The following is a 13,711-nucleotide window of genomic DNA, read 5'->3' on the forward strand; positions in this document are numbered from 1 at the left end:
CATGGCAGGTTTCTTTATCAATCGACCGATCCTCGCGTGGGTCATCGCCATCGTCATCATGATGATCGGCGGTGCCTCCATCGGGACGCTTCCGGTCGAGCAGTATCCGAGCGTGGCGCCCGTCTCCGTGCAGATCACAGCGACGTATCCGGGCGCCTCGGCTGAAACCGTGGCGACCACCGTCACGCAGGTGATCGAGCAGAAACTAAGCGGCATCGATCATCTGCTCTACATGTCGTCCACCAGCAGTTCGGCCGGGCAGGCCACCATCACGCTCACGTTCCAGCAGGGCACCAATGCCGACATCGCCCAGGTGCAGGTACAGAACAAGGTCGAGCAGGCCAGCTCGTCGCTGCCGCAGACGGTTCAGGACCAGGGCGTGCAGGTGGCAAAGGCAGCCAACGCGTTTCTGATGATCGTGTCGCTCTCGTCCTCTGACGGCAGCATGAATTCCATCGATCTCGGCAACATCATCGCAACGCAGATTGAAGACCCGCTCACGCAGATCGACGGCGTCGGCGACGTCACGCTGTTCGGCGCGCAGCACGCCATGCGCATCTGGCTCGATCCGGTGAAGCTGCAGGCCGTCGGTCTGACTGCCGGCGACGTCACCACCGCGATTACGAATCAGAACGTGCAACTCTCGGTCGGCCAGATCGGCGGCTCGCCCTCCACGAAGACGCAGGCGCTCAACGCGACCATCTCGGCATCGAGCCTGCTCACCACGCCCGCGCAGTTCGGCGCGATTCTGCTGCGCGTGAATAGCGACGGCTCGAAGGTCATGCTGAAGGACGTCGCGCGGGTCGAGGTCGGCGGCGACGACTACAGCACCGACTCGCGTCTGAACGGCAAGCCGGCGGCCTCGCTCGCGGTCAAACTCGCGAGCGGCGCGAACGCGATGAGCGTAGCCAAAGCGGTCCGCGCGAAGCTGAACGAAATGAGCGGGCAATTGCCGCACAACGTGGTGGTCGACTATCCGTACGACACTACGCCGTTCGTGCGCATTTCGATCGAAGAAGTGGTGAAGACGTTGATCGAAGCGGTGATGCTGGTCTTCGTCGTGATGTACGTGTTCCTGCAAAATCTGCGCGCGACGTTGATCCCGACCATCGTCGTGCCCGTTGCGTTGCTCGGCACATTTGCTGTGATGTCGGCAGTGGGCTTTTCGATCAACGTGCTGTCGATGTTCGGGCTCGTGCTTGCGATCGGGCTGCTGGTGGACGACGCGATCGTGGTCGTGGAAAACGTCGAGCGGCTGATCGCGGAAGAGGGCCTATCGCCGGTCGAAGCCACGCGTAAGGCGATGAAGCAGATCACCAGCGCACTGGTCGGCATTACGACCGTGCTGATTGCCGTGTTTATTCCGATGGCGTTTTTCTCGGGGTCCACGGGCGCGATCTACCGGCAGTTCTCGATCACGATCGTCGCGGCGATGCTGCTTTCCGTGTTTCTCGCATTGACGCTGACACCGGCGCTGTGCGCGACCATGCTGCGGCGCGCGGACGTCGAGCACCACACGAAGCGCGGCGTGCTCGGCTGGTTCAACCGTGTGCTGACTCGTGGAACCGATCGTTACGACTCGACGGTTGCGCGTGTGATCGGCAAGCCGATGCGCTATATGGTGATCTACGTGCTGATTGGGGGCGTGGTTGCGCTGCTCTTCATGAAGCTGCCGTCGTCCTATCTGCCGGACGAGGATCAGGGGATCATCATCACGTCGATTTCCGCGCCTGTCGGCACGCCCGCCGCGCAGACGCTGGAAGTCGTGAAAAAAGTCGAGGCGTATTACCTCGGTCTGCCGCAGGTGGACAAGATCATCGCGCTGACCGGTTTCAGCTTTAACGGCTCGGGGCAGAACAACGGCCTTGCATTCGTCAGACTCAAGGACTGGAGCACGCGGCGCGGCAGCGATGGTTCGGCGGCGGCGATCATCCAGCGCGCCAACATGCATTTCGCCGCCTCGCACGACGCGCAGATTTTCGCGCTCAATCCGCCGGCCATTCAGGAGCTTGGGACGCAGAGCGGTCTCGACTTCGAACTGGAAGATCGCGCCGGGCAGGGCCACGACAAGCTGATGGCCGCGCGCCAGCAATTGATCGCGCTTGCCGCGCAGGACAGCGCGCTAGCCGGCATGCGTCCGGGCGGCCTCGACGATACGCCGCAGTTCCATGTGGATATCGATCGCGAGAAGGCGAGTGCGCTTGGGCTTTCAATCGCCGACGTCAACGACACCTTGCAGACCGCGTTCGGCTCGACTTACGTGAATAACTACGTCGATACGGGACGCATCCAGAAGGTCTACGTGCAGGCCGACGCACCTTACCGGATGATGCCGTCCGATATTGGACGGTGGTATGTGAAGTCCAGCACGACGAGCAGTTCGAGCACGAGTACCAGCACTTCAAGCAGCTCGACCACAAGCACTAGCAGTACGACCACCACAAGCTACGACGGCCAGATGGTCCCGTTCTCCGCGTTCGCTACAGGCAAATGGACCTTCGGGCCGCCGCAGATCGAACGCTTCAACCGCACGCTGGCGATGGAAATCACCGCGCAAACCGGTGCGAACACCAGCACGGGCCAGGCGATGGCCGCCGTCGACGCGCTCGTGAAGAAGCTGCCCGCCGGCTATGGCATCGACTGGACCGGGCAATCGTACCAGGAACGCCTTGCCGGATCGCAGGCGATCTACCTGTACGCGATTTCGCTGGTCGTGGTGTTTCTCTGTCTGGCCGGTCTGTACGAGAGCTGGTCCATTCCGATCGCGGTGATTCTGGTTGTGCCACTCGGGGTGCTCGGCGCGGTACTGGGTGCGCATATTCGCGGACTGTCCGACGACATCTACTTCAAGGTCGGCTTGCTCGCGACCATCGGGCTCTCCACCAAGAACGCGATCCTGATCGTCGAATTCGCCAAGGATCTGCAGGCGCAGGGCCGCAGTCTGATCGACGCCACGCTGGAAGCCGCGCGATTGCGTCTGCGGCCGATTCTGATGACCTCGCTCGCTTTCGTGTTCGGCGTATTGCCGCTTGTCATCAGCACAGGCGCCGGCTCGGCGAGCCGGCATGCGATCGGCACCGGCGTGATGGGCGGCATGATCGCCGCGACGCTGCTCGCCATCTTTTTCGTGCCGGTGTTCTTTGTCGTCGTGCGCCGCCTGTTCGGCGAACACGGCGATGCCAAGCAACAGGAAGGTGTTGAATGATGAGACTCAAATTGAGCGCATGCATGGTGGCGTTTGCCGTTGCCATGCTGACGGGGTGCACGCTGGACCCGCACTATGAACGGCCCGCGGCACCCGTCGCGGTGGCTTATCCAAAAGGCGAGGCGTATGAGAGCACTAGCGCTGCGGCAGCTTCCACCGCGGCTTCAGGAACGGCTTCAGGAGCCGCAACGCCGGCCACGACTACTACCGCACCGCCGCTTGCCGCCGACGTGGCCTGGCGCAGCTTCTTTCGCGACGAGCGTCTGCAACGGCTGATCCAGATCGCGCTCGACAACAACCGCGACCTGCGCGTCGCCGCGTTGAACGTAGCCGAGTACGAAGCGCAATACCGCATCACGCGTGCCGCGCTCGCACCGTCGATCAGCGCGAGCGGCAGCCTGACTCGCGAGCGCACTTCAGGCGTGACGAGCAGTTCCAGCGACGTGAGCGTGGGCACCACGTCATGGGAGATCGACTTCTTCGGACGCTTGCGCAGCCTCGAGCGTCAGGCGCTCGAAAACTATCTCGCGACGGACGCCTCGCGGCAGAGTACGCAGATCAGCCTGATCGCGACGGTAGCGACCGACTACCTGACGCTCCTGTCCGACGAACGTCTCCTGCAAATCACCGAAGACACGGTCAAGGCGGACCAGTCGACGTACGACGTGACCAAGCGCATTCAGCAGTTGGGCAATTCGTCGATGCTCGACGTGCAGCAAGCGCAAAACTCGTTGGCGAGCGCGAAGGCGAGCCTTGCGTCTTACCGGCGCGCCGTCGCGCAGGACCGCAACAACCTGGTCGCCGTGCTCGGCGCGCCGATTCCCGACGACCTTCCACCCGCCCGCGAATTTGACGACGAGTCGATGTTCGCCGACATCGGTGCGGGCGTGCCTTCGTTGTTGCTCACCCGTCGTCCCGACATCGTGCAGGCGGAACATGCGCTGAAGGCGGCGAACGCGAACATCGGCGCCGCGCGCGCTGCGTTCTTTCCGAAGATCGAGCTGACGGCTTCGGCTGGCACATCGAGTTCGACGCTTTCAAGTTTGTTCAAAGCGGGCACGGGCGCCTGGGCATTTGCGCCGAGCGTGTCGGTGCCGATCTTCGATTACGGCAGCAACAAGGCATCGCTCGACGTCGCCAAGATCGAGAAGCAGATCGAGGTCGCCGATTACGAGAGCGCCATTCAGACAGCGTTCAAAGAAGTCTCGAACGCGCTGACAGCGCGTGCCACTTACGTCGATCAGGTGGAGGCGGATCGCGATTATGTGACGTCGGCGCAGCGGTACTACACGCTTGCTCAGGCGCGCTACAAGGCGGGCACGGACAGCTTCCTCACGTTCCTCGACGCGCAACGCACGCTCTACACCGCACAGCAGCAACTGGCATCGGATAGTCTGTCGCGACAGGCCAATCTTGTGACCTTGTACAAGGTGCTCGGCGGCGGCTGGGAGGGGAGCTGAAAGCCGAAAGGTGAGAACATTCGGGAGCGCGTGAGGTGATAATGTTGCTACCTGTCGACGCACTTTCGATTCGAAGGTGAGAAGATTCGGGAGGCCTGCGCCAAACGCAAACGCAGTCATCTGCGCGTTACTTTCCATTCATATGGAGCACGTTCCCAATGACGCCTGACGCTTTCGGTGAAGAAATCAAGGCAGCGCTGGCTCCGCACGCGGATGCCGGGCGCGCCGTCGCGATGCGCGCCTACATGCGCGACCAGTTCGACTTCATCGGGGTGCCGACGCCGCTGCGGCGCAAAGCGATATTGCCGGTCTTCAAGCGGCTGCCTGTTGAAAACGCGAAACACCTGCTCGCGTGCGCGCGTGTCTTATGGGCGATGCCGCAGCGCGAATACCAATACGCGGCTACTGATCTGCTGGCGCGCAAGTGGAAGACGTTGGCGATCGCGGACATCGAGCATCTGCTAACGATCGCTCAACGCAGCGCGTGGTGGGATTCGATCGATCCGCTGGCGGGTGTGGTCGGCGACATTCTGAAGTCGGCACGCGGACAGACGCCGCACGCGCAGGCATGCATGGACGCGGCGCTCGATCATGAATCGTTGTGGGTTCGCCGTATCGCGATGATTCATCAACTCGGCTGGCGTGACGATACGGACGAGACGCGTTTGTTTGGCTATGCGCGCTCGCTCGCCGCAGAGCCGGACTTCTTTATTCGCAAGGCAATCGGGTGGGCGTTGCGGGACTATGCGTGGCATGCGCCTCACGCAGTCGGCGGTTTCCTGATGACCGCGCGAGACATCCTGTCACCGCTTACGTTGCGTGAGGCGTCGAAGCATCTGCCGCCGATTCGCTGATACGTTGAGCGTGAAACATTTGCCGTTCAGTGCGCGAGGCGCGTCAACGCAACGCGGGTGTTGGTAAAAAAACCGCAGGCCGCGGAGCGCAAAGTAGCAGCCGTTTACGGCGTCGAAACTAAAAACTTTAGAAGAATATTTAAGCTCTCGGGTGTGGCCAAACGCTCTGTAGTCATCGCTTAGTAATATGCGCCAGCAATACTCGGCAGCGCTGCAAGCTTGACTCAAATTAGCAAATAACGCGCTGCCCCGATCGAGGGCGGACGCGAAGGCCATACCCCCGGGGGTTTCACATGACTATCCGTCATCGCATCACGCTATTGGTTGTCTTGATGTTCGTCGCCTTGTCGGCAATCGGTGGCTACGCCGTGTACCAAACGCGCGGCAGCGCAGGCGAAGTGCGCAAGGTGACCGAGGGAGTTGTCCCCAGCGCGCTGGCTTCCGCCGACCTCGTCTCCCAAGTCAAAGACGTACAGCTCGCGACCATGACCTTGGTCTACGCGCCGGACGCCAACATGGTCGCTCAGGCACAAGACGAACTGAAGAAGAAAAAGGCCTCGTTGCAACAGGCTCTCGCGCTGCAAGGCAAAGATGCCGCGAGCCATGCCCAGCAAGGCCTTGTCTCCCAGGCCAACGACAGCCTCGAGAACTACTTCTCCGCAATCGCCGAGACGGCGAAGATGAAGGCCGACGGCAAGAACGAACTCGCGCAAGCGTATCTGTTCGCCAACGTTGCCCAGTATCGCGACGAACTCGAAGGCATTGTCGAAACCCTGCGTGTTGAGAAGAACCGCCAGAAAGACGATGCGATCACCGCACTGAACGCCACGCTTGCCACCACCACGACGGCCATCGCCATCGTTACCGGTATCGCGATCATTCTGCTGACTTTCATCGGTACGCTGCTCTACCGTCAGATCACCCGTCCGCTCAGCCGCATGCAGGCCATGATGAGCGAGATCGCGTCGAGCCAGGATTTCACGCGTCGCGTGCCGGTGGGTCGACTGGATGAGATCGGTCATTCGATCGTCGCCTTCAACGGCATGATCGAAAAGATTCAGGAAAGCTCGGCGCAACTCAAGCAGAAAACCGCCGACATCCAGGCGATGTTGCAGAACATGCAGCAAGGTATCTTGACGGTGGTCGACGGCGCCGTGATCCACTCTGAGTACTCTGCGTATCTGGAAGACATCTTCGAAACGAAAGACATCGCCGGGCGTGGTCTGATGGATCTGGTGTTCTCGGATACCGATCTCGGCTCAGACGTGCTCTCGCAAGTCGATGCGGCTACGCATGCCTGCCTCGGCGAGGACTGCATCAATTTCGCGTTCAATCAGCATCTGCTGGTCGGTGAAATTTCGAAGCGCATGCCCGATGGTCGCGTGAAGATTCTCGACCTCAGCTGGTCGGCAATCACCGACGAAAACGACGTTATCGGGCGTTTGATGCTGTGCGTGCGCGACGTTACCGAACTGCGCAAGCTCGCCGCGGAAGCCAGCGAACAGCGCCGCCGTCTCGACATGATCGGTGAGATTCTCGCGGTGAGCGAAGAGAAGTTCCATCACTTCATTGAAAGCTCCGCCGGTTTCGTCAGCGAGAACGAGCGCATCATCCGCAAGCACTCAGAAGCGGACCATGCAGCGATCGCCGAACTGTTCCGCAACATGCACACCATCAAGGGCAATGCGCGGACCTATAACCTGGCGCATCTGACCAACGTCGTTCATGAAACCGAGCAGAGCTATCACGAACTGCGCCAACCGGATGCGGACCGCTCGTGGGATCAGGAACACCTGATGCAGGAGCTGACGCGCGTGCGCGAGGCGATCGAGAGCTACGCGAAGATCAACGAACATAGCCTCGGCCGCAAGAGCAAGGCCGGAGCGAATAACGCCGGCAATGCGGGTCGCTATGTGATGGTCGAGAAGGAGCAGATTCAGCAGACCTTGAGCATGCTGGACAAGACGAACGCCGGCGAACTCCACGAATTGCAGTCGATGCGCGACGCGCTGCGCCAGACCTTGCGCGCGTTGGGTAGCGAAAGCGTGAGGGACGCGCTCTCCGGTGTGCTGGATTCGCTACCTTCGTTGGCGCAGGAACTGGGCAAGCCGGCGCCGGCCGTACGCATCGACGACAACGGCTACCGTCTGCGTGGCCAGGCGGGCGGCACCCTGAACAACGTGTTCATGCATCTGCTGCGCAATTCGATGGACCACGGCATCGAAACCGCTGAGGCGCGCAGCGCACACGGCAAGACGCCGGCCGGCACCATCGATATCGAAGTGGGCGTGGACAACGGCGCGCTGCAGATCACGCTCAGCGACGACGGCCGCGGCCTCGCACTCGAACGGATTCGCGGCATTGCCGTCGAGCGCGGCTGGATCGGCAGCGACGAACACCTGAGCGACGAAGCCATCGCCGAATTCATTTTCCGGCCAGGTTTCTCGACCGCCGCAACGGTGACGGAAGTATCGGGCCGTGGCGTCGGTATGGACGCGGTGCGCGACTTCCTCAAGCGCGAGAGCGGCCGCATCGAACTGCGCTTTACCGATGACCACAAGGGCGCTTCGTTCCGTCAGTTCCAGACGATCGTCTGCCTGCCGGATAGCTTTGCCGTCGACACGCTGGGTGTGGCAGCGCGCGGCGATGCGGGTGAACTGCAACTCGACGCAATGGCGGATTGAACGTTGGCAGAACGCGGATTGACGCGCTTCGCGACGGACTTCGGAAGGATAGGTTGTGATTCAACAGTACGTATTGGCGGCGATGGCAGGCAGCGCGGTGACCGCGCTGCTGGCTTTTGTCGTGCACAAGTTGCAAAGCGCGAGGCTGACGGCACGGTTGCGTGACGAAGCAGATGCACGGCTCAAGGCGTTATCGGCGGAACAGGCGGACCACGGCGAAGCGATTCGCGAACGCGAACAAGCCGCGCAGGAGATGGAAGCCCTGGCCGCAAAGTTGCGCGAGGAGTTGAGGCAGCAATCGGCCAGCGTCGACGAACTGCGTGCAACGTTGAAAGCAGCGACTGACGACAAAGACCAGTGGGCGCATCAAGCCCGACAGATCGCCGCCGAGGCCGCGCGTCTGAAGAGCCTCGGCGCGACATTCGAGCGTTGGCACGAGCAGATGATTTCGCTGATGACGCAGAACCACGACATGCACGCGAAGAATCAGGAGCTGTCGTCGATCGTCCGGCATGTGGTGATCGTGTCGCTGAATGCGTCGATCGAGGCCGCGCGCGCGGGCCCGGCCGGACGCGGCTTCGCCGTAGTGGCGAGCGAAGTTCGCGCGCTCGCTGCGCGTTCTGAGGAATTGTCGAAAAGCTATCGCGACAGCCTGCACCGCAACGATCTGACCACTACCTCCACGTTTCAGGACATCCAGGCGGGCGGCAAGATGATCGCGGCGTCGCTCTCCAGCGTCGAATCGCTCGCCAATCAGTTCCACTCGAAGCTGCACCAGGTGCCGGCGTGATCACGAGCCAGGCGAAGGACAGCTTCGAACGCATTTTCCGCAAGGCGGCACAGGCGCGTTTGCCGCAGGATTCCGGCGATACGTGTGAGATCACGCCGCTCGCCGAGGCCAGCGCGGGCGCAACGAAGGACACTCAGGTGGTCGTGCTGACCATCTCGTCGATCGTGTTCAGACTGCTGCTGATCCTGCATTTCGACGAAAACGACAGCACCCGCGGCTACTACCTGAAAGAAGGCGACGAGCGGCCGTTTCAGGAAGCCTTTCTGGAAATCTGCAATCTGTGTTGCGGCGCGATGAATCAGGAACTGCTGCGCTATTTCCCGGACCTCGGCATGTCGACGCCTTATGTCTTGAGCGCGCGTTGTCTGGGGCATCTGCCGGCCTTGAAGCCGGGTTTGCTGTCGTCGTATTCGGTCACGCTTAACGGTTCCGTGCAGCTTGCCGCGACGGTATGCGTCTGCGCCCATGCGCCGATCGACTTCGTGGCCGACACGAGCGCAATCGAAGAATCCAGCGGTGAGCTGGAGTTGTTTTGAGAGTTTGGTGTTGACCATGACGTCGATATCCGCAGCGAGCAGGAACGCGAAATGAACATGAACAAGCCGGTCAGCAAGGTGCTGGTGCTCGACGATTGTCCCGTGCACAAAGAGGCGCTGAAGCGCTTTTGCGACGAGCACAATCTGGTTGGCGTGAAGGTCGGCAAGAACCGCTTGCAGTCGGTGCTGCGCTCGAACATCGATCTGGGCGCGGTTCTGTTTGCTGAAGGCTACGGTGGCTCAGCCGAAGCGAGCGCCGAGATCGCAATCAGGATCAACGCGGTGCGCCCCGAGTTGCCGATCATCATCCGGCGGGATAACGATTCGAGCGTCGAGAGTCTGCCGGAGAGTTTGCGCCGTGTGGTCTGCGCGGCCTACGTCGCACACGATATGGCGCCCTTGCGCAAAGTGATCGACGAATACATCTTCAGCCTGGACTATCCGAACGCGCTGGTGCGCGGCATCGCCGACATGACGCAGGCGATTCTCGGCGACGTGTTCAAGGACCTGAGCATCACGTGCGACACGCCTTATATCGTGCGCGACCGGATCATCTTCGGCGAGGTGTTCAGCCTGATTCCGCTGGAAAGCGCGTGGTGCCGCGGTTACATGATGATGCAGGCGGAAGAGGCGCCGATTCTCGAACTGATCGATCGTTATCGGATGAGCGAGCACGCGGAAGACGGCGAAGCAAACTTCCGCGATCTGAATGGCGTGCTCGGTGAAGTGACCAATCTGATCTGGGGGTCGTTCAAGAATCGCTATGTCGGCGATGCGGACGCCTGGCTGCGCAGCCAGGTGCAGGTGCCGCTGCTGGTGAATCACAAGCACAAGTACATCTCGTTCGGCAGCGGCAACCCGCAGCTGTGTTTCACGTACTCGCTGACGGACCCGCAGACGGGCCGCTCGGTCAAGCTGCATCAACGTTTTGTGTTCAGCCTGAGCTGGTCGCCGGAGGACTTCAAGGAAGTCACGGACGACGTCGGCGCGATGGTCGAAGCGGGCGAACTGGATCTGTTCTGAATGTTGTCATAGGAAACAAACATGTCGAAAATTCTGGTGGTAGATGATTCGAGCACGGTGCGCGACGAAGTGGCCGGCTTTCTGAAGAAGAACGGTCTGGATGTCGATACTGCAGTGGACGGCAAGGACGGCCTCGCGAAACTGAAGGCCAGCCCGGGCATCAAGCTGGTGATCAGCGACGTCAACATGCCGAATATGGATGGCCTGACGATGGTCGAAAAGATTCGCGGCGAACTCGCAAACACGACCGTCAACGTCATCATGCTGACCACCGAAAGCAGCCCGGCGATGAAAGAGCGCGGCAAGGCGGCGGGCGTGAAAGGCTGGATCGTCAAGCCGTTCAAGGGCGACGCGGTGCTGGAAACGTTCCGCAAGCTGGCGAGCTAGACGCCGCATGCCGCGGCGGGCCGGCCAAAGGTGAGGGTTTTCGGGAGCCTGCGCGCCGGTGATTTGCAAAGCATGATTCGCTATAACGGCGGCGCTTGAAACACGCTAGTCTGCGAGCATGTGCCAACTGCTCGCCCTCAGCTGCGCCGAACCCACCGACGTCAGTTTTTCGCTGACGGGCTTTGCGGCGCGCGGCGGCCTCACCGACCATCACGTCGACGGCTGGGGCGTGGCGTTCTACGAGGACCGCGCGTGCCGCGTGTTCGTGGATGAGAAGCCCGCGTATCAGTCGCCGGTGGCTGAGTTTCTGAAGAGCCATCCGATCAAGTCGCGCAACGTCGTCGCGCATATTCGCAAGGCGACTCAAGGCGGCGCGCGCGTGGAGAACTGCCATCCGTTCATGCGCGAGTTGCGCGGCCAGCAATGGGTGTTCGCGCATAACGGCGACCTGCAGCCGCTCGGTGAACCGGAGCAAGGTCCGTATGCACCGGTCGGCACGACCGACAGCGAAGCGGCGTTCTGCTTCATCATGAATCGCCTCTACGCGCATTTCGCCAATCATGCAGACACCGATGACATCGACGCGGTATTCGACGTTATCGAGCAGGCGACGCACGCACTGAACCCGTATGGCATTTTCAACTTCGTGCTTTCGAACGGCACGGCGCAGTTCGCGTATTGCTCGACGCGTCTGTCGTACGTGATACGTCACTGGCCGTTTTCGAGCGCGCGTCTCGTCGATGGCGATCTTTCAGTCGATTTCGCCGAGCGTGGCACGCCGGCAGATCGCACGGCAGTGATCGCCACCACACCGCTCACCGATGAAGTCTGGACCATCTGCCAGCCCGGCGATCTGTTGATGTTCCGCAGCGGCGCACTGTTGCGGCGCGCGCATGTCCCCGTTCCCGCCGAAGTCCTCGCGACCGCGAAATACGCACCTTCCGAACTGTCCGCCATCCCGGCGTGACATCACGCCAACGCGTGGCCTTAGAAGCGCCCACGCTACCGGCACTTTCATATTCATCGAAGAATTCGTTAGTTTGCCGACACAAATTCCTCTCGTATCGTTTCGCCAGATTTAAACAAATACAACATTGATACGGGAACTCCAAAAATGAAACGTCTTTCTCTCCTCGCATTGCCGGCAGGTCTTTTGTTTGTTGCCGGCGCTCAGGCACAGAGCAGTGTCACGCTGTACGGCATCGTCGATGCCGGTATTGCCTATGTTCACAACGCACAAAACGCGAGCGGTCAGAATCAGTCGACGCTCGTGAAATTCAGCAGCGGCAATCTGTCTGGCAGCCGTTGGGGCCTCAAAGGCACCGAAGACCTGGGCGGTGGCCTCGCCGCTGTGTTCCAGCTCGAGAATGGTTTCAACATCGGTACGGGCGCGCTTGGACAGGGTAGCCGTGAATTCGGCCGCAAGGCGGTGGTCGGCTTGTCGAGCGGCACGTGGGGAACGGTTACCCTCGGACGTCAATACGACCCGGTGGTCGATCTGGTTCAAGGCCTCACGGAAGACAACTACTTCGGCGGCGTGTTTGCCACGCCCGGCGACCTCGACAACTACGACAACAGTCTGCGTGTAAGCAACTCGGTCAAGTACGTGAGCCCGTTGTTTGCCGGCTTCCAGGTCGAGGCGCTGTACGGCGTGGGCGGTGTTGCGGGTGCGACCGGCAGCGGCCAGACGTATAGCTTCGGTGCGGCCTATGCGAATGGACCGCTTTCGCTTGGCGCAGGCTATTTCTACGCGAATGGCGGCAACACCACCACGGCGAATGTGCGTACGTGGACCAGCAGTTCCGATTCGCTGTTCAACACAGTCATCAACGCGGGCTTTGCGAGCGCTAAGTCGATTCAGATCGTGCGGGTGGGTGGACAGTATGTGATCGGCGCGGCAACGGTCGGTGCAGCTTACTCGAACACGCAGTACGCGAACGACACGTTCTCCGCTTTCAGCAGCACCGCCAAGTTCAACAACGGCTCGGTGTTCTTCAACTATCAGATCACTCCGGCCTTGCGCACGGGCGTTGGCTATAACTACACTTCGTTGACGGGCCCGAGCTCGGCGCATTACAACCAGGTCAACCTCGGTGCGGATTATGCGCTGTCGAAGCGCACCGAACTGTATGCACTGGCGGGCTACCAGAAGGCGAGCGGCAACACGTTGAACGCGAGCGGCAAGGTGGTGAGCGCGCAAGCCTCGATCGGCAGTTACGGCGTGAATTCAGGGACGAACAGCCAGGAATTGGCGATCGTCGGCATCCGCCACAAGTTCTGATTGCCTGGTTGAATGAGCCGGCTGCTTGATGGCGGCCGGCGTCTTGAATGTCTTCATAAAGCTCAAAGGTGAGAATATTCGGGAGCGTGATGCGTCAGCGCACACGTGAGCCGCACCGCATCACTCCTACTCACCTTCCGACAATTCCGCCGAGACTCGCGCAAGCATTTGCCAAGCAGATCCGCTACCAGTGCGGAACGCGAGCGCCTGACACACACCGCCTCTTACCTGGGTATGCAGATTACCCGGCCCCTACTCGATCCCTCCCAAAGGTGAGAGTTTGCGGGAGTAGCCGGTTCGGAACCATCGGCGGCCCGCCCAGCATGCCTTTGCGGCCTGCCCCTAAGCTCGAAAGGTGAGCGTTTTCGGGAGCGCTCCGATGCGCACTTCGCGCCCAACCCCACTCGTTCCGTACCAAAGGTGAGATTTTTCGGGAGCCGGCGCGTGCGTCGCACGTGACTTCACGAGCTTTCCCATATCACGTTCGGTGT

At 61.0% G+C, this 13,711-nt stretch carries 10 protein-coding genes; all 10 read left to right on the top strand.

Translation table 11 applies throughout. From position 1 onward, the window contains the following. Window position 1: 1 nt before the first annotated feature. The 10 genes from KHO33_RS02865 to KHO33_RS02910 all read left to right on the top strand — a co-directional run bounded on the left by KHO33_RS02865 (window position 2) and on the right by KHO33_RS02910 (window position 13,220). The gene (locus KHO33_RS02865; RefSeq protein ID WP_200561194.1) at window positions 2-3,205 is read left to right on the top strand and encodes an efflux RND transporter permease subunit; all 3,204 of its coding nucleotides are present in this window, start codon (window positions 2-4) and stop codon (window positions 3,203-3,205) included. After that, a complete protein-coding gene (locus tag KHO33_RS02870; protein WP_054034719.1) occupies window positions 3,205-4,665 on the top strand; it encodes an efflux transporter outer membrane subunit in 1,461 nt (486 codons plus the stop codon). The genes KHO33_RS02865 and KHO33_RS02870 overlap by 1 nt, the downstream gene beginning before the upstream one ends. A gap of 158 nt (window positions 4,666-4,823) precedes the next feature. Beyond that, window positions 4,824-5,519, top strand: a complete 696-nt coding sequence (locus KHO33_RS02875) for a DNA alkylation repair protein (protein ID WP_200561196.1) — start codon at window positions 4,824-4,826, stop codon at window positions 5,517-5,519. Between the two features lie 293 nt (window positions 5,520-5,812). Further along, window positions 5,813-8,203 carry a HAMP domain-containing protein gene (locus KHO33_RS02880; RefSeq protein WP_200561198.1) on the top strand — a complete coding sequence of 797 codons (2,391 nt, stop codon included), beginning with the start codon at window positions 5,813-5,815 and terminating at the stop codon, window positions 8,201-8,203. 55 nt (window positions 8,204-8,258) lie between these two features. After that, window positions 8,259-8,993: a methyl-accepting chemotaxis protein gene (locus KHO33_RS02885; RefSeq protein ID WP_054034722.1), complete on the top strand. Its 735-nt coding sequence runs from the start codon at window positions 8,259-8,261 to the stop codon at window positions 8,991-8,993. Then, a complete protein-coding gene (locus KHO33_RS02890) occupies window positions 8,990-9,529 on the top strand; it encodes a hypothetical protein (protein WP_054034723.1) in 540 nt (179 codons plus the stop codon). The genes KHO33_RS02885 and KHO33_RS02890 overlap by 4 nt, the downstream gene beginning before the upstream one ends. 51 nt (window positions 9,530-9,580) lie before the next feature. After that, window positions 9,581-10,552 carry a chemotaxis protein CheX gene (locus tag KHO33_RS02895; protein ID WP_200561199.1) on the top strand — a complete coding sequence of 324 codons (972 nt, stop codon included), beginning with the start codon at window positions 9,581-9,583 and terminating at the stop codon, window positions 10,550-10,552. Window positions 10,553-10,573: 21 nt separating this feature from the next. Further along, complete coding sequence (locus KHO33_RS02900; RefSeq protein ID WP_028196001.1) at window positions 10,574-10,939, top strand: response regulator; 366 nt, start codon at window positions 10,574-10,576, stop codon at window positions 10,937-10,939. Window positions 10,940-11,057: 118 nt separating this feature from the next. Next, window positions 11,058-11,906 carry a class II glutamine amidotransferase gene (locus KHO33_RS02905; protein ID WP_200561201.1) on the top strand — a complete coding sequence of 283 codons (849 nt, stop codon included), beginning with the start codon at window positions 11,058-11,060 and terminating at the stop codon, window positions 11,904-11,906. Between the two features lie 147 nt (window positions 11,907-12,053). Further along, window positions 12,054-13,220: a porin gene (locus KHO33_RS02910; RefSeq protein WP_200561203.1), complete on the top strand. Its 1,167-nt coding sequence runs from the start codon at window positions 12,054-12,056 to the stop codon at window positions 13,218-13,220. Window positions 13,221-13,711: the final 491 nt, after the last annotated feature.

The sequence above is a fragment of the Paraburkholderia nemoris genome (assembly GCF_905221015.1).
In the GTDB taxonomy this organism is placed as follows: domain Bacteria; phylum Pseudomonadota; class Gammaproteobacteria; order Burkholderiales; family Burkholderiaceae; genus Paraburkholderia; species Paraburkholderia nemoris.